The 16217-nt window shown below is 58.3% G+C and carries 23 protein-coding genes; 12 read left to right on the top strand and 11 right to left on the bottom strand.

Annotated features, from left to right (window positions below; all coding sequences use genetic code 11):
* Window positions 1–169 precede the first annotated feature (169 nt).
* Window positions 170–631 carry a DUF1499 domain-containing protein gene (locus JNM42_RS04930; protein WP_294267093.1) on the bottom strand — a complete coding sequence of 154 codons (462 nt, stop codon included), beginning with the start codon at window positions 629–631 and terminating at the stop codon, window positions 170–172.
* Between the two features lie 61 nt (window positions 632–692).
* Here JNM42_RS04930 and JNM42_RS04925 point away from each other — a divergent pair, with 61 nt between their 5' ends.
* The 4 genes from JNM42_RS04925 (at window position 693) to JNM42_RS04910 (ending at window position 3461) form a co-directional block, all read left to right on the top strand.
* Window positions 693–1487, top strand: a complete 795-nt coding sequence (locus JNM42_RS04925) for a phosphatase PAP2 family protein (RefSeq protein ID WP_294267090.1) — start codon at window positions 693–695, stop codon at window positions 1485–1487.
* Window positions 1488–1568: 81 nt separating this feature from the next.
* Entirely contained in the window at window positions 1569–1973 is a 405-nt protein-coding gene (locus tag JNM42_RS04920; RefSeq protein ID WP_294267087.1) for a hypothetical protein, read from the top strand.
* Between the two features lie 195 nt (window positions 1974–2168).
* Complete coding sequence (locus JNM42_RS04915; RefSeq protein ID WP_294267083.1) at window positions 2169–2855, top strand: TerC family protein; 687 nt, start codon at window positions 2169–2171, stop codon at window positions 2853–2855.
* A gap of 174 nt (window positions 2856–3029) precedes the next feature.
* Complete coding sequence (locus JNM42_RS04910) at window positions 3030–3461, top strand: universal stress protein (protein ID WP_294267080.1); 432 nt, start codon at window positions 3030–3032, stop codon at window positions 3459–3461.
* Between the two features lie 4 nt (window positions 3462–3465).
* Here JNM42_RS04910 and hslU read toward each other — a convergent pair whose 3' ends face one another.
* The 10 genes from hslU to JNM42_RS04860 form a co-directional block, all read right to left on the bottom strand.
* Window positions 3466–4797 carry an ATP-dependent protease ATPase subunit HslU gene (gene hslU, locus JNM42_RS04905; protein WP_294267076.1) on the bottom strand — a complete coding sequence of 444 codons (1332 nt, stop codon included), beginning with the start codon at window positions 4795–4797 and terminating at the stop codon, window positions 3466–3468.
* Between the two features lie 37 nt (window positions 4798–4834).
* Window positions 4835–5371, bottom strand: a complete 537-nt coding sequence (gene hslV, locus JNM42_RS04900; protein ID WP_294267072.1) for an ATP-dependent protease subunit HslV — start codon at window positions 5369–5371, stop codon at window positions 4835–4837.
* Window positions 5372–5380: 9 nt separating this feature from the next.
* Entirely contained in the window at window positions 5381–6592 is a 1212-nt protein-coding gene (locus JNM42_RS04895) for an STAS domain-containing protein (protein WP_294267068.1), read from the bottom strand.
* A gap of 135 nt (window positions 6593–6727) precedes the next feature.
* Window positions 6728–7540 (bottom strand): metal ABC transporter permease, encoded by an 813-nt coding sequence (locus tag JNM42_RS04890; RefSeq protein WP_294267064.1) that lies wholly within the window; start codon window positions 7538–7540, stop codon window positions 6728–6730.
* Window positions 7537–8106, bottom strand: coding sequence for an ATP-binding cassette domain-containing protein (locus tag JNM42_RS04885; protein WP_294267061.1), 570 nt, complete (start codon window positions 8104–8106; stop codon window positions 7537–7539). The genes JNM42_RS04890 and JNM42_RS04885 overlap by 4 nt, the downstream gene beginning before the upstream one ends.
* Window positions 8103–9011, bottom strand: a complete 909-nt coding sequence (locus JNM42_RS04880) for a zinc ABC transporter substrate-binding protein (RefSeq protein ID WP_294267057.1) — start codon at window positions 9009–9011, stop codon at window positions 8103–8105. Before JNM42_RS04880 ends, JNM42_RS04885 begins: the two co-directional genes overlap by 4 nt.
* A 10-nt stretch (window positions 9012–9021) precedes the next feature.
* Window positions 9022–10434, bottom strand: coding sequence for a hypothetical protein (locus tag JNM42_RS04875; RefSeq protein ID WP_294267054.1), 1413 nt, complete (start codon window positions 10432–10434; stop codon window positions 9022–9024).
* Window positions 10435–10492: 58 nt separating this feature from the next.
* Window positions 10493–10774, bottom strand: coding sequence for a hypothetical protein (locus JNM42_RS04870; protein WP_294267051.1), 282 nt, complete (start codon window positions 10772–10774; stop codon window positions 10493–10495).
* Complete coding sequence (locus JNM42_RS04865) at window positions 10771–10944, bottom strand: hypothetical protein (RefSeq protein ID WP_294267048.1); 174 nt, start codon at window positions 10942–10944, stop codon at window positions 10771–10773. Before JNM42_RS04865 ends, JNM42_RS04870 begins: the two co-directional genes overlap by 4 nt.
* The gene (locus JNM42_RS04860) at window positions 10941–11378 is read right to left on the bottom strand and encodes a transcriptional repressor (RefSeq protein WP_294267044.1); all 438 of its coding nucleotides are present in this window, start codon (window positions 11376–11378) and stop codon (window positions 10941–10943) included. Before JNM42_RS04860 ends, JNM42_RS04865 begins: the two co-directional genes overlap by 4 nt.
* A 278-nt stretch (window positions 11379–11656) precedes the next feature.
* Between JNM42_RS04860 and JNM42_RS04855 the strand changes: the two genes are divergently transcribed.
* The 8 genes from JNM42_RS04855 to JNM42_RS04820 all read left to right on the top strand — a co-directional run.
* Window positions 11657–12712 (top strand): helix-turn-helix domain-containing protein, encoded by a 1056-nt coding sequence (locus tag JNM42_RS04855; protein ID WP_294267040.1) that lies wholly within the window; start codon window positions 11657–11659, stop codon window positions 12710–12712.
* A gap of 122 nt (window positions 12713–12834) precedes the next feature.
* Window positions 12835–13179 carry a hypothetical protein gene (locus JNM42_RS04850; RefSeq protein WP_294267037.1) on the top strand — a complete coding sequence of 115 codons (345 nt, stop codon included), beginning with the start codon at window positions 12835–12837 and terminating at the stop codon, window positions 13177–13179.
* Window positions 13176–13514: an NAD-dependent epimerase/dehydratase family protein gene (locus tag JNM42_RS04845; RefSeq protein ID WP_294267035.1), complete on the top strand. Its 339-nt coding sequence runs from the start codon at window positions 13176–13178 to the stop codon at window positions 13512–13514. Before JNM42_RS04850 ends, JNM42_RS04845 begins: the two co-directional genes overlap by 4 nt.
* Entirely contained in the window at window positions 13421–14041 is a 621-nt protein-coding gene (locus JNM42_RS04840) for an NAD-dependent epimerase/dehydratase family protein (protein WP_366504407.1), read from the top strand. Before JNM42_RS04845 ends, JNM42_RS04840 begins: the two co-directional genes overlap by 94 nt.
* Window positions 14038–14517: a DUF2269 domain-containing protein gene (locus JNM42_RS04835; RefSeq protein ID WP_294267029.1), complete on the top strand. Its 480-nt coding sequence runs from the start codon at window positions 14038–14040 to the stop codon at window positions 14515–14517. The genes JNM42_RS04840 and JNM42_RS04835 overlap by 4 nt, the downstream gene beginning before the upstream one ends.
* Entirely contained in the window at window positions 14514–15089 is a 576-nt protein-coding gene (locus JNM42_RS04830) for a DUF4166 domain-containing protein (RefSeq protein ID WP_294267026.1), read from the top strand. The genes JNM42_RS04835 and JNM42_RS04830 overlap by 4 nt, the downstream gene beginning before the upstream one ends.
* A 224-nt stretch (window positions 15090–15313) precedes the next feature.
* A complete protein-coding gene (locus tag JNM42_RS04825) occupies window positions 15314–15904 on the top strand; it encodes a DNA-3-methyladenine glycosylase I (RefSeq protein ID WP_294267024.1) in 591 nt (196 codons plus the stop codon).
* 2 nt (window positions 15905–15906) lie between these two features.
* Window positions 15907–16217, top strand: a 311-nt coding sequence (locus tag JNM42_RS04820; protein WP_294267021.1) for an N-acetylmuramoyl-L-alanine amidase, incomplete at its 3' end; no start/stop codon positions are given.

Here is a 16217-nt window from a genome sequence, read left to right as displayed (position 1 = left end):
CGTTTGAAACACTCAAAGCTGAAAAATTGGGAGCCACGCGGGGCAGGCTTCCAGTACCGTATTGATCGCTTCCGCTGACATGAACAGAGAACTGCACCGGAGAATTCGCCTTGAGCCAATCGCGCACAGCGCGATGATTACATTCCCCCGCAGTCAACACTCAGGACGCTCATGAGTTCGCTTTGGCCGAAGCGGCGAAGAGGGCGTGGATAGCCGTCACGCGCTCACGATTCACGCCGAAATCGGAGTAGCCGAGGCGCGACGCCGAGCGAATCTGAATGGTGCCGGGCGGATCGAAAAGAAATTCAACATCGTCCACAAAGCCGAGCAGCGCCGAGCGGAATTCGGCATGAATATAAGCTTCTTCGACGCGCACAATGTGCACTCTCTCCATGCCCTTCAGCACGCCAAGCAGCCGGCTTTGCGCCTGCGCCGCATCGCCGCTGTAGGGCAAGGCTGCAACCCGCTGGCTTTCAGCGCTGGCCAGTGACGACACGCAGTTTGGCGAAGCCGGGCAGGGCGCAAGCGTGCTACCGTTCTGGCCCGTATTGGCCGGTATTCCACCCGAACAGCCGCCCAACGCCAGCACGACGATCAGCGTCAGTTTGCACGTCCATTGTGTAGTTGCCATGTGTACTCCGCGCAATGCCTCAGATCATCATACCTGTATGCCGGGCCCGCATACATTCGCCATGGCGAGCACCAAAAGCTGGCGCTTCACAGCTCCCGAAAACCTGTCGGTCAATAGTAAATTTTCCATACGCTATAATCCAGGAAATACTACCCTATCCTCTCGATCCTTATCCTTGATTGCAGGAAAACAACTGAATACAGCGTACCTCTGGAGCGTCCTCACTCACCTGGGTTCGACTGGCCTGATGATGCCTGTTCTGGTCATTTCAGCAACAGGTCTTTGGCAATCTTTCCAGAAGGAGGCCGTCCGCATCTGGCTGATAGCGCTTGCCCTGGCCGTCATGGTGACTTTGGCCACCAAGGTACTTTTTTTTGGCTGGGGTTTCGGCATTTCATATCTCGACTTCACCGGAATCAGTGGGCATACCTTGCTTGCAACTTCAGTGTTGCCCGTGTTTTTCAGTTGGCTTCTGGCGTCTGAGGAGCAGCGTATCAGCCTTGCTGGAGCTGGCTTTGGCCTGTTGCTTGGAGCCGGCGTAGGTGTTTCACGCGTTGCTCTCGACACGCATACCCATAGCGAAGTCGTTTCCGCCTGGATACTGGGCATGGCGGTGAGCGTTTTAGCGCTGAATGCGATGAAAGGTACTATCCAGCGGCCCTGGTTTGCTCGCCTTTCCCCACTCGTTCTGTTATTGGCGTTTGGCACATCCACTTCAGAATATCTGCCTACGCATGACTGGGAAGTCAAAGCCTCCTTGCTGCTGTCCGGGAATAGCAAGCCTTATACGCGTCACCATTTGCAGAAACAAGCGAAGCTGGGTCAGTCATCGCTTGGCCGGTTCATGGCTGATTGACATGCCAGCAACCCTTGACGATTCTGTATCGAACGCGTACTTGAAGGGTTTAACCACCAGCCAACGGAGTGGAAGTTAATCATGCGCAAGCGCAGCGAAAATGCATTTCCTTGTTATTTCACCCTTGTATTGCTTCTGGCTTGCATCGGATCCGCACATGCAGAAGATCTCGACGAATTTGATGATCTCACATGCGTAAAGTACGTCGTGATCGTTAATAAGCTGGCCCAGCTCAGAGATGATGGATTCCCGAAAAGCATGGCTTACCAGGAAGCCAACGATATGAATGTAATGATGTTCTCGCAAGCCGTTGCGTCTGTCTATGAATTCCAAAAGGGAATGAACCGTGACGAACTTGATATTTATGCTTTGGGGTGGTGTGAAGGCCAAAGCGACGCCATCAATGAGGATGATAACGGGGTAGCCCAGGAGCCTGACCTGGTGAGACTCAAATCTCACCGCCCCCGAAAATCTGTCAATCGATAGTTCATTTGTTCTATCAAAGGAATCCGAATTCGATTTTTGGCCAGGCTGATCTCGTTCTCTTCCACCGGCCTGGCCACAGAGCAACCCAGGACTGGGCTTTTCTGGTGCAAACAGACGCAGCCCAGGCCCATGCTCATGTGTGCCGTCAGCCTGTATCATGGATACCTGACTGATCGGACCGGCAGAACGCCCAGGATGCTTGAATTTCTATCTTCGACGCAGGAGTTTCTGATTCCGCTTGTGCAGATCATCGGAATTGACATCGTGCTCTCCGGCGACAATGCACTTGTAATTGCCCTGGCCGCACGCGCATTGCCGCCCGAGCAGCAAAGAAAAGCGGTGGCCTGGGGTGCCGCTGCCGCGATCACCATGCGCATCGTGCTGACCCTCACGGCAGTGACATTGCTGACCATGCCCTACCTCAAGCTGATCGGCTCCGTTTTTCTGATGTGGATTGGCATCCGGCTTCTCGATTCAGACGAAGGCGAAAGCGATATCGAACCTGGCCGCAGTCTCGCCGCCGCCATCCGGACTATACTTTTTGCCGACATGGTGATGAGCCTGGACAATGTTCTGGGTGTCGCGGCAGCAGCCAGAGGCAGTATTCCCCTTCTGGTCATTGGCCTCGGCCTGTCGATTCCACTCGTTGTTTTTGGAGCGAACATGCTGCTTCGACTGATGCAACGTTTTCCGGTGATCATCACCATCGGTGCCGGTCTGATTGGTTATGTCGCCGGTGAAATGGCCGTCACCGACCCCGTCATCAAGGACTGGGTGGATCTCGAATTTCATGTCTTGCAGCAGATCGTGCCGATCACCTTTGCAGCGCTGACCCTCATCATTGGCAGGGTTCTGGTCGCCCGCAAGACAGCGGCCGCATGACCCAGGGGAAAATGGTTCAAGCGAAGAAATCTTCACACTCCTGTTTTCCTGGTTTCCGATTTGCGGTACAAATGGATACAGTCACCCCAAGGCAGGGATAAGTCGATTTTCCTGCCGGACAATTTTTGCCTGCCTGCGTGCTAGTCACGCTTCTTCACCGACGAAAGCCATTTTATGAAACGGGTACTTCTACCGATTGACGGTTCCGAATGCGCTCTACGGGGCGTGGCATTGCTTATTTCAAAACGCGCCCTTTACCTCAGCCCCGAAGATCTCGAGATCCACCTGGTTAACGTTCAGACGCCCTTTTCGCACGATGTCAGCCGTTTCGTCAGCCACGAGCAGACGGCCGCCTTTCATCGTGAGCAGAGCGAGCAGGCCTTGCGCGGCGCCTGCGCGCTGCTTGATGCGGCTGGCGCCCGCTATGTCTGTCACCTGGAAGTCGGCAGGGTGGCTGAAGTGATCACCGGCCTGGCCAAATCGTTGCAGTGTGACCAGATCGTCATGGGCACGCACGGCCGGGGGGCGCTCAAGGAGTTGCTCCTGGGGTCGATTACGCTGAAAGTCCTGCAGCTTTCGGATATCCCCGTATTGCTCGTCAAGTAAAGCGCTAAAGAACGTAGCGCGACAAGTCCTCGTTCTTGGCCAGTTCTTCGAGTCGCCCATCAACATACTCGGCGTCGATCCGGATCGTTTGCTCCCCTGCGCTGCCGGCACTGAACGAAACCTCTTCAAGCAGCCGCTCCATGACGGTGTACAGGCGGCGTGCGCCGATGTTTTCGGTGCGCTCATTGACCGACCAGGCCACCTCGGCCAGGCGCTGGATGCCATCCGGCAGGAATTCAAGCGAGACACCCTCGGTGGCCAGCAGCGCCTGATACTGCATGGTCAGACAGGCATCGGTCTGGGTCAGAATCTGCTCGAAATCGGCCACCGAGAGTGAATCGAGTTCAACGCGGATCGGAAAGCGTCCCTGCAATTCCGGAATAAGATCCGAGGGCTTGGCCAGATGGAAGGCGCCGCTGGCGATGAACAGCACATGATCGGTGCGGATCATTCCGTATTTGGTTGAGACTGTCGTTCCCTCGACCAGCGGCAGCAGGTCGCGCTGCACGCCCTGGCGCGAGACATCGGCACCATGCGAATCGCTGCGCGAGGTAATCTTATCGATCTCGTCGAGGAAGACGATGCCGTTCTGCTCGACGTCACGCACGGCATCGTGCTTGACCTCTTCGTCGTTGACCAGCTTGCCCGCTTCTTCTTCGACCAGCAGCTTGCGCGCTTCGCTGATCTTCAGCTTTCTCGACTTCTTGCGCGCACCGCCCATGTTCTGAAACATGCCCTGGATCTGCGAAGTCAGTTCCTCCATTCCGGGCGGGGCAAAGATCTCGGCCTGCATCGCCGGCCCGGCCAGCTCGATTTCAATCTCCTTGTCATCAAGCAGTCCTTCGCGCAATTTCTTGCGGAACTTCTGCCGTGTTGCTCCCTCGTCGGCCGCTTGCGTATCGTTGAAAAAATTTCCCCGTGCCGGCGGCAGCAAGACATCGAGAATGCGTTCCTCGGCTGCATCGTCGGCGCGCACGCGAACGGCCTTCATTGCCTGATCGCGACCGTTCTTGATGGCAATTTCGGCCAGATCGCGAATGATCGTTTCAACATCGCGCCCGACATAACCGACCTCGGTGAATTTGGTCGCCTCGATCTTGATGAATGGCGCGTGCGCCAGCCTCGCCAGACGACGCGCAATCTCGGTCTTGCCGACACCGGTCGGCCCGATCATCAGAATGTTCTTGGGGGTGATTTCCTGGCGCAAGGGCTCTTCAACCTGCGCGCGCCGCCAACGGTTGCGCAGCGCGATGGCAACGGCCTTCTTGGCCTTTCCCTGCCCGACAATGTGCTTGTCGAGTTCGTTAACAATGTCCTGCGGAGTCAGTTGAGTCATGTCAATCCTGCGCTGTGATCAGTGGCCACAAGACCATTCAGTCAAGCGTCTCGATGGTTAAGCTGTGGTTGGTGTAGATGCACAGATCGCCAGCGATGGTGAGCGACTTGCGGATGACCTCGGCCGGATCGAGTTCGGTATTCTCGATCAACGCACGTGCCGCCGACTGGGCAAAAGCGCCGCCTGAACCAATGGCGACAATGCCGTACTCAGGCTCCAGGACGTCGCCGTTGCCGGTAATCACCAGTGAATTTTCCTGATCGGCCACAGCCAGCATCGCCTCCAGCCGGCGCAGCGCCCGGTCACTGCGCCAGTCCTTGGCCAGTTCGACCGCCGAGCGCAGTAAATTACCCTGATGCTTGTCGAGCTTGGCTTCGAAACGCTCAAAGAGCGTGAATGCATCCGCCGTGCCGCCGGCAAAGCCGGCCAGAATCTTTCCCTGATGAATGCGCCGAACCTTGCGCGCACTGGCCTTGATGACGATGTTGCCGAGCGTGACCTGTCCGTCGCCGCCCATCGCCACCCGCTGGCCTCGACGCACCGACAGGATCGTCGTGCCGTGGTATTGCTCCATGACTAAACCCTAGTGTTTTGCAAAGATGATGCTCGCTACCGCTTTCAGTCCAACGACACCGAATAGCTCGGCAACGAGATGGTTGGGGTAGCGAAAGACGATCTGCTTGCCGCTGCGCCGGATCGTCGTCAACACATTGAGCAGCGCACCGGCACTGATGAAATCGATACGTTTCAGGGCAACGCAATCGATGAGCACCGGATCGTGCACCCCGGCATACGCCGCCAGATCGCCAAAACGAGACGCCTTGATATCGCCATGCAGCCCGTAGGCGTCAACGTCCACCTCATCGCCAACCGGATCCCTTGCTATCTGAGCTACCGGCTCGGGTGCGGCGACCCGTTTGGCCTCCCAGGACGGCGGCGAAACCTCGAAGGTCACCGCATAGTTTATTGCCAAATCCTCGAATCTCTCGTACTGCCCCTGCAGCTGGCGCAATTCCAGGAGCATAAGCCAGCATTCCTTGTCTTCGCTCCGCCCACTCTCGACGCACTTTTCGAGCAGCGCTTGCAGTGTGTCTCGACCCAGCAACTCGATTTCGCGCCTGGCTTTTCTTGCCTGCTGCAAAAGGCTCAGCAAGCGAGCACACCCTCCGGCATCGAGGCGACTGACCTTCGAGAGATCGAGACGCAGCCTCGGATTCTTTTCGAGCGCCTGGCTAATGGCGTCGAACGCCGTGTTGTTATCGCCGGTCAGGGTTCCCCGGAACAAAAAGCTTCCGGCAAGCACTTCCTTGGTTTTTGCCTGCCCGCTGGATTTGTCGCGCCAGCCGGGCGGCGATTTTTCAAAGGACTGGGCGTAATCAATCTCCAGCGCTTCGAATGCCGCCTTTTGTCCGCTCAGTTTGTAGAGGTCGAAAAGCATCATCCACAAGCGCTCCCCCGGACCGAAGTGATGAATGCGTACGGCATTCTCAAGCAGTGTGCGAACCATTTCGTCCTGCCCGTTGGCATAGAGAATCGCTGCTTCCTGGGCTTCGGAATCGACCGGGTCAATTTCAGCTTCTGTGTGGAAATCCGGCGAACTCTCACTGAATACGAAATCACTGAAGTCGAGCGATGAAGGGTCTTCGATGGCAAGCTTTGGCGCAGGCGTGGTACTGGACTTGGCCGACGCGCCGGAAGGTACGGGCGTATCAGCGGGCGCACTTTCCCTTGGCGCCAGAGGCGCTTCCTGACGCGCCTCTTTGGCACGAGGTACGGCAGCCGGCCTGGAGACCATTTTTTCCGGCGTTTTTTTGAAAAAAGAGAAAACCATAGTCCGCAGTGACAAACCGACTTGATCGACAGGCGTCTGTTTTAACACATCCCCCTGCACTCTGCAATTTCAGCCCGTTTTCTGGTTTTGATGCCCTGATCAGTGACGAGCGCCTAAGCTGCGTAGCAGAGCGCTCAACACACCCATGCCGACCAGGAGCAAGCCAAGCAGAGGCCCAAATGGCTGGTCCAGCAATAGCGCCAGCGCAAACGCCACGACATGCGCCAGAAGGCCGCTCAGCACCGCCAGCAGCAAGGCCCGGTGCCAGCCGTCGGCCCAGTTGAAGGCGATCAGCGGCGGCACGAAGATCAGCGCGAAAGCGCCCATCACACCGACACTCATGGTCGACAGCGCCAGCGCACCGGCCACCAGCAGGTCGAAGGCAAAGTGCGCACGGCGCTCGGACAGACCACGCGCGCGGAAAAAGTCGGGGAAGAAGTGCGCCAGCAGCAGACGGCGCGACAGCCAGTACAGGCTGAAAAACGACAGCAGCGCAAAGACCCCGGCGTTGATCAGATGCGAGCGGTCCGTGAAGTAAAGCTGGCCGTCGAACAGTGCATGGCCCATGCGTTCGGCGAGCGGCAGGTTGGCTACCAGCAGCACCGAAACGCCCCAGCCGAGCAGCAGCAGCATCGCGTAGGCGGCACCCTGGGTGCCACGTGTGGCGCCTTCAAAGGCGTGCTTGAGACTGGCCGCCAGACCGGCGGCGACCAGCCCGCCGAGTACCAGCGGCAACCCGAAGAGCATGGCCAGCAACGAACCGGCGGCAGCGGTCTGGGCGAAAGCCAGTGCCGCCAGCCACTCGTCGCGCAGGCGTAGATAGCAACCGAGCAAGGGCAACAGAATGGCGAAGACAAGACCGGTGACAAAGGGCTCGGCAAACAACGGGTCGAAAAGTAATTCAGTATTCATCCGAGCACCACCGTGCGATCACATACCGCATCAATAAATCGCGCGTCATGGCTGACGACGAGCAGACTGGCTCCTTCGCCCGCTCGCCGACGCAACGCTCCTTCGAGAAATGAGATGCCATCCGGGTCGAGATTGTTGGTCGGCTCGTCGAGCAGCACGACATCGGCTGGCGCCTGGAGGCAGGCCCACAGATAGAGAAATTGCAACTGCCCGCCGGACAGGCGATCGAGCCGCTCGGCGAGACGCGATTCCAGCCAGGGCGGCAATCCCTCGGCGCTGGCGCCGGTCAGGGACAGTAGTTCGGCGCCGTTGAAGGGGATACCCTCGATGGCAGGTGCCTGCTGTTGCTGCAGGGAAATGCGCAGGCCCGGCCGCTTGTCGATGCGACCCGAGAAAATCCGCGCCGATCCGGTCAATGCGGCGAGCAGGGTCGATTTGCCGCAGCCATTCGGGCCGACGATGCCGAGCACTTCACCGCCGCCCAGGCGCAAGGAAACCGGGCCTACGACCGGACGCGCATAGCCGGCGCTCAGGGCATCGACTTCGAACAGGGTGGCGGCGCTCATCCTTGCCAGCCCTTGAGCAAACGGCGAATCGTATCCTCATACAGCGAGAACAGGTCTTTCGCTTCCGGCGTGCCGCCAATGGTGAACGGTAGTGTTACCGCGGGTATTTTGGCGCGCTCGGAAATCCACAGCGAGGGGGTGTCATACTGATAGGCTGGGCGGATGACCATTTTTGCCGGTTGCACCGCCTGTTGCGCCAGGATCTCGGCGAGGTAGGCGCTTGACGCCTCGACCCCGGGTTTGGGCTCCAGACTGCCAATCTCCTTCAAGCCGAGCCAGTTTTGCAGATACGGGAAAGCCCTGTGCTGAACGAGGATGGGCACGCCCCTGAGCGGCGCGGCTTCCTTCTCCCAGCGCGCAATCGCGCTGCGCAGCTTGTCGGCGAACACCTTGTAGCCGGACTGATAGGCCGCTGCATTGGCCGGATCGATCTCGGCCATGCGCGCGCTCAGCGCTTCGCCGACCTTGAGCAGATTACGCGGGTCGGTCTGGATGTGCGGATTGCCGCCGGCGTGCACGTCGCCGTGCGCCCGGTCGAGAACTGCCGGGATATCGAGCATGGTCACGTAGCGTGCCGCTTCGAAGAAACCGGGCTGGCCGGGCTGGATGCGTGCGTTGCCGGATTCGCGGATGACCACCGGCAGCCAGCCGATTTCGAGTTCGGCTCCCGTCGCCACCACCAGTTGTGCCGAACGCGCCTGGGCGATCAGCGAAGGCTTGGCATCGATGCGGTGCGGGTCTTGCAGGCCATTCGTTGCGGTGTAGACCTTGACCTGCTCGCCGCCGATTTCCTGCGCCAGCGCGCCCCACTCGGGAACGGTGGCAAAGATCTTGAGGCTGGCGTGAGCGGGCAGCACGAAGGCTGACAGCAGCACGGCGAGGACGATTGCGTATAGGCGTTTCATTGGTTGATCCTTAATATTTGTGGGCGCCGTGGGCACCCAGACTCATGATGTACTGCACCCAGAACTGATTGTCCGTTGCCTCCGGCCGCGTCTTGTCCTGCGCGTATTGCAGGCGGAAGCGTGAGAATTCGTCCGGCGTCCAGTCCACCATCAGCGTATTCCGCTTCGGGTTGAAATCCTTGAGCGAAGGGAATTCACTGGTGAGCGGGTCGTGTCCGAAACTCGGGTTGCCTGAGTAGAGCTGGTCGTAACGATAACCGATGCGCCAGTGCGGCATGAACTGGTAAACGGCCTGCGCGTAGAAGCCCGACTGGCGGTTGTTGAAGCTGCCGCTCTGCGTACCCAGGGCGGTACCGTGCACATCGTAGACCAGCGTCCCGTCTTCCGACTGATTGAAGTATTCCCCTTGCAGCTTCAGGTTCTGCCTGCTGGCGTCGCCGTTTGGCGCCCACTTCCAGACGAAGTCGGCAATCCAGGTTTTGCTGCTACCGGAAAAGCTGTAAGTGGTGTCGTTCAAGGGATCGTCATAGTCACGGCCATTCGGTTCGGCATAGAAATACGAAAGACCGGCACGCCAACTGTTCGAGACATCGAGATCGCCGCCGACATGCGCAAAGACAGCGCCCGACATCAGGCCGTTCTTGTTGCGCGTCTCGTCAGCCGCCGGGAAGCTGAGTGCGCGCGCCGCCTCGACACCGACTTCGAAATAAGTGTCGCCGGGTGCCAGCCAGCGCGCCTGCACGCCGTCCATGCCGAGTTGGCCGCCGAAAAAGGCCTGGTAGGGCAGCGGCGCGTTGGAGAAGTCCCAGGCGTGTGCGTGAATGTCGTTGAGGTAGCCGACACTGGAGAAAAAACGGCCGGCCTTCAAATTGAAACCATTGCCGAGACCAAGCGTCTGGAAGTTCGCTTCCTCGACGCCAAGCGTGTTGTCCGGCGCGATGGCCAGGATCAGGGTGCCGCGGAACAGGTGATTGATATTGCCTGAAAACGTCAGCTCCGATTCGCCAAGGTTGAAGCTGCGCTCTGCCGGCAACAGCTCGCCGTTCGACGGCATGAAACCCTGCAGACGGCGCTGGTTGGGGTCTTGCGACAGATTGGTGTAATTGCCGACCAGAATCAGTGAAAGTTCCGGGTTGAAGCTGTTCGCCGACGCCGGCCGCTGGCTGGCCTGCTGGGCGGCAGCCTGGGCTTGTGAGGCGCTGGCCTCGGCCTTGTCGGCCACGGTCTCGGCCTTGCTCGCCGTTGATTCGGCTTGCGCCAGACGATTTTCGAGCGCGGCGATGCGCTGCTCGTAGTTTTCCTTCATTTGCTTGAGTTGTTCGCGAATCTGGGCCAGATCCGCATCATTGGCCGCCTGGGCGGGAAGCGCCAGCGACAGCGCCAAAGCGAACGCCGACAGCGTGAGGATGCGAGGGGTACGCATGATGTCTCCTGAAAAGAATGCAGAACACCGCCCGGCGGGCGGCAGGTTTGCGCTTCAGTCAGGCGAGGGGCGGGGCGCGGGCGCGCGGAGAAACAGTACTGGGGATTGGAGCTGCAACACTCTCGCCCATAGGTGGCGCGAAGTTGGCCGCAGACAAGGCGAAGTCTGGCGCTACGGATGCGAGTGGCGCATCGAGACCCTGGGCTGCAATGCACAGTGCGCAGGCATGACTGGGCGGTTCCCCGGCATCGGGGTGCAGATGGTCGAGCGCATGCGTCAGGGCTCCGCTCTGCGCGAGCAGCAAGAGGACGGCGAGCAGCAGATAACGAAGCCGCTTCACCGCCTGGCCTCCATCACTTCAAGCGCGCAGAGCCTGGCGCAGGCTATCTCGACGTTGTTTCTGGCCAGCGCCGGCTGCTGCAGCAGGGGCTTAAGTTCAAGCCGCTTCGTCTTGTCGACGCCTGGCAAGCCGGTGAGGCGGGTGACCGGGATCGGCGTCCGGGCGCTCATTGCTTCGTCCCGGCGCAGTGCGCACAACGTCCGCGCAGATCAAAATCCATGCGCGACAATGTGAAACCTGCTGGCAGGCTTGGTGCGGCCGGTGGTGCGGCATCGAGACAGAACACCCCGCCGCAATGCTCGCAACGAAAATGGATATGCGTCGTATGCTCGCCGGCGACCGAGGCCGAAAAACGGAAAACGCGATGGACATCGGCATTCCTGTGCGCCAGCCCGCTCTCGACCAGCCAGTCGAGAACGCGATAGAGCGTGACCCGGTCGATGGCTGGGGCGCCCAGCGCCAGCTCGATCTCGTTGTGCGACAGCGCTGTCGGGGCGGCGTGCAGCAATTGCATGACTCGAATTCGCGCTGGTGTCGCGCGCGCGCCGGCACGGCGAATATGCCCGGCGACAGCGTCATTACTGGGAAGATCAGGAGAGGACAAGGTATCCGGCCAAAGGATTTTGAGCGGCGATTAAACCATAGCCATGCTTCAGATGCAACATTGTTGCAACTGCGACAGCAGATCAATCGGCACTGCCATCATGAGTTGGGATCGCCTGCAAAATCAGGGCAAGATTGATCTCGCTTGCCGATATTTAACGGTGAAACCCGTTTACCCAGACTATTCAATAACATCTTTGAAGTTTAATGACCGCATCAAGGGCGAATGCTGACAAAATTGCTGCCGAATCACTATGGCCTGAATACATGTCCATTCAAATGGATCAGAATAATTACTTTGCACTTGCTGTGACCTCACTCGCCATTCTTCTCGCCGGCTTCTCGATTTTCAGCGCGATCACCCTTGCGCTGACCCACTTCCGCAGCGATCAATATCAGGATCAGGCGATGTCGAGAGTCATGGGTCTTACACTCCTGTTAGCGCTTAGCGGCTTGCAGATTGCGCATTTCTTGTGGCTTTACCTCGACCAGGCGTGGGTTGTGTCGCTTCCTTACCGAATGACCCTGTTTGCCGTGGCACCGGCCTTCTTCCTGTTCAGCCAACCCTTACTGCACCCACAAACCCTGCCTTCGATCAGGCCGGCGCTGATGGGGCATGCGGTGCCAGTCTTGATTTCCCCCTTGTTGCCTGACGACCTGGCCTTGCCGTTGGCGTTCATGCTTGGCGCCGGCTATTTGTTGTGGTTGGCGCGCAGCCTCTATGCCCTCCGCCGTGAGCGAGCCAGCTTCAATCGGGAAATGATTCTGCTGGGGAGCGTTTTTGCCATTGCGATCGGTGTTTCAATCCTTGGGTTGGCCCAGGCGGCGCTGCCGGACAAGCTGTTTTTCAGCCTCTACGCGATATCGATAGGCGCGGCTTTCTTTCTGGTACAGACAACTCTCGGCCTGCGGCCCAAGTTGAGCGCGGAGGTGAGGGAAACCGTTCAATCCGCTTATGCCAGCTCGACTCTCGCCAATGTGGATTGCGATGCCGTGCTGTCCAGGCTGGATGACCTGATGCTGACCGATCGAATCTATGTGGATTCGGAATTGAGCCTGCCAGGCCTGGCGAAACGTCTGGAACTCAGTACCCACCAATTGTCGGAGTTGATGAACACCCGGTTGGGGAAAGGATTTTCCCGCTACCTGCGCGAGCGGCGTGTCGGAGCCGCTAAGACCATGTTGTGCGCCGAATCCTCAGCTTCCGTCCTGTCTGTCGGTCTCAGTGTCGGATTCACCTCGCAATCGAACTTCTACGAGGCGTTTCGCGAGATTGAGGGCATGACCCCCGGCCAGTACCGCAAGCTGCACACCAAGATCGCCGCTTCCAAATAGTCGCCTGTTGCTCCGAAATGATCTTTCCGGAGCCGAAATGTGTTCCGTTTCGATCAGATCGGAAGAATTTCAGGTCGCCAATCTACACACTGAGGGCTCCAATCACAAATCAGGAGTCTTTCATGAACGCCTATTCCCTTCTTTTTGCCGAATCCCTCATCAGCGTTGCCTTGAGTTTCGCAGTGCTGTACGTGCTTTCCGGTCCGCTGGTGAATGTCCTCGGCCGAATTTGCCCGGATGAACAGGCCGCCGTCTTCTGGTTGAGTTACACGAAAGTGATGCTGATGATCGCCCCTCTGCTCCTTGTGCTGACGGTGGATCTGTTCTCGCACTTCAGCGACCCGATGGACAGCCTGCGCCTTGCGCTTATGGCGGCGTTGGGCGGTTTGCTCATCGGCCTGCATTCGATCGGCAAGCGTTTGGGCCAGTTCGTAGCAACTCCACAAAATCCAGGGAGCGCAGCATGAACATCCTGCTTGCCGGCGCCAGCGGTTTCATTGGCCGCAACGTTGAAGCTGCGCTGACCGCTGCTGGCCACCAGGTGAAACCGCTGTCACGTCGCCACGGCATCGATGTTTGCCGCATGCAAGCCCCGGCAGATTGGTTGCCATATCTGCAAGGGGTCGACGCGGTCATCAACAGCGTGGGCATCATTGGCGAAAGCGGCTCCCAGCGCTTTGCACCCCTGCATACCCTTGCCCCGGCGGCATTGTTTCGCGCCTGCTCGCACGCAGGCGTTGGTCGAGTGCTCAGATCTCTGCGCTGGGCGCCGATGAGAAGGCGTTTTCGGCCTACCATCTGAGCAAGCGTGCTGCTGACGATTGCCTGCGCAGCCTAGATCTCGACTGGTTCGTGCTGCGCCCGTCGCTGATCTATGGCCGGGGAGGCAAGAGCGCAGACCTGTTCATGCGGCTGGCGGCATTGCCGCTGATTCCTGTCATCGGCGACGGTCAGCAGAAACTGCAGCCGGTACATATTTACGATGTGGTGGCGACCGTAATGCAGAGCCTCACATCATCGGAGGCAAGGCAGACGCTGGACATCTCCGGCAACGAAACGATCACGTTCGCAGAATGGCTGCAGTGTTTGCGTCAGGCCCAAGGCCTGCCCAAGGCAAGACTGTTGCACATCCCGTTTCCGATGGCGATGGCTTTTGCACGGCTGGGGCGCCACTTCAATCCCCTGCTGCAAGCGGAAAATCTTCGCATGCTGCAAAAAGGCTGTTGTGCCGATGTCCGCCCGCTTGTGCAGTTCCTGGGGCGTATGCCGCTGACCGTCGAACCGCGCTTGCTCTTCTCCGATGCCATGTCCACAGGGAGTTGCTCATGACCTACACAGTTCTCAAAACAGTGCACATTCTCAGCATGGTGCTTCTATTCGGCACCGGCCTTGGCAGTGCGTTCTACAAATGGATGGCCGACCGCAGTGCAAATGTCGCCCATATTGCCGCCACCAATCGGCATGTTGTCCTGGCCGACTGGATTTTTACCACGCCGACGGTGATCTTTCAGCCCATCAGTGGACTGTGGATGGTGTATCTGCTCGATCTGCCGCTGGCCACGCCATGGATAGCGGCCAGCATCTTTATGTTCGTCTCTGCAGGCGTTTGTTGGCTACCGGTGGTTTACTTGCAGATCCGCATGCACAAGATCGTCGCCGATGCCGTCGCTCATGAGTCTCCTCTGCCCGCGATCTACTGGCGAATGGCGCGCTGCTGGTTCTGGCTGGGCGTCCCTGCTTTCACCTTGATGGTGCTTGTGGTGACGTTTATGGTTTTCAAGCACATCCCGGGAACGGGATCATGAAAAGCTTGATGCAATCAGCGCTTGGTGCCGACTGGGACAAGCTGCCAACGGCCTTGCAGGCGCACTATCGCTTTGGCACAACGACTGACACCGGTCACATGGATATCGAGTATCCGCAGTTCATGCAGCCCTGTCTTAGCGTGCTGCGGGTCTTCGGTGCGCTCGTAAATCGAAGCGGCCGGCGTGTATCCACGCGCGTCGAAAAGAGCGTTGTTGGCGATAGGCAGTATTGGCGGCGGACCCTCACGTATCCCGAAGGGAAGGTAGTCTGCTTCAACAGCTTCTGGGTCGCGGTCGGTAGCAATCAACTCATTGAGTTCGTTAATCCGGTGCTCGGCTTACAGATGGCCCCGCGCGTGGAGGAGGGCCGGCTCCATTACCGCGGTGTTCAGTTTGTTGTGAAGCTTGGCCCACTGTTGCTGCCCATCCCGGAATGGCTGGTTCTCGGACGTACCACCATCGTAGAGGAAGCCGTGGACGACAGCCATTTCGCTATGGATTTTCGCCTGACACACCCGCTTCTTGGCCAAGTGTTCCGATATTCAGGCAAGTTCAGGGCTGCCTCAAGCTAATCCTTTAGAAAATGCTTGAATGGCGCAATGCGAAGCGGAGCAGTTACCCGGCGCCAAGCCCTCAATGAAAGCTTTGGCCAAATTAGCGCCAAAGTGATGCCTTTGATCACCGCCTGGAAAGAGGTGCATTATGATGCTCATCGTTATTGAAATTGAGGACCAAAGCGAACAAGTCGTAGCATCCAGTCCCCTGGGTCTAAAGTGATCATTTATTTCCCGAGTTCATGCTGATGGAACGTTGTCCCTGGAGCGAAAGTTTCGAGCTTTACCGTGAATACCATGATCTGGAATGGGGTGTTCCGCTCCACGACGATCGAGCCTTGTTTGAGCTTCTGATCCTGGAAGGCGCACAGGCCGGTTTGTCTTGGGCGACGATCCTCAAAAAACGGGAAAACTATCGGCACGCCTTCAACGGTTTCGATCCGCTGCTCATTGCCCGGTATGGCGATGAAAAAGTAGCCGCCCTGTTGGCCGATTCAGGGATCGTCCGAAATCGTGCCAAGGTGGCGGCAAGCATTCAGAACGCCAAAGCCTACCTGGCGCTCACGGCAAGTGGCCAGTCATTCAGTGATTTTCTATGGCAGTTTGTTGAGGGTGTTCCGATTCAAAATCGAAGGATCTCGATGGCTGAGGTACCGGCCAGGACGATACAGTCGGATGAGATGAGCAAGGCCCTGGGGCGCGCAGGGTTCAAGTTTGTCGGTTCGACGATCTGTTATGCCTTCATGCAGGCCACAGGTATGGTCAATGATCATATAACGAGCTGTCCGCGGCACGACGAAGTCCAAAATATCCTCTGCTTATCACGCCGCTAACCATGAAACTCACCCGCTTGCACTGCCCCCTGATTGTTGGCCTCATGTCGGCAATCCTGGTCGCCTGCGCGCCGCTTCCACACCAGCCGCGCACAAGGATGCAGATCGATCAAGTGGCCTCGCCAAACTTCGATCAACGCCGTCCGAATCTGGTGATTATTCACCATACCACTGACGACACCCTGGACGAGGCATTGCTCACGCTAACCTCGCCTGAGCGCAAGGTCAGTGCGCATTATCTGATCGGCCGGGACGGCAGGATCGTCCAGCTTGTCGATGAAAATGCCCGTGCCTGGCACGCCGGAAAATCGTG

Origin of the sequence: Propionivibrio sp., from assembly GCF_016790145.1 — a bacterium.
Taxonomy (GTDB): Bacteria; Pseudomonadota; Gammaproteobacteria; order Burkholderiales; family Rhodocyclaceae; genus Propionivibrio.
Note: the sequence above shows the minus strand (reverse complement) of the source record. Positions and strands in the feature narration are given on the sequence as shown.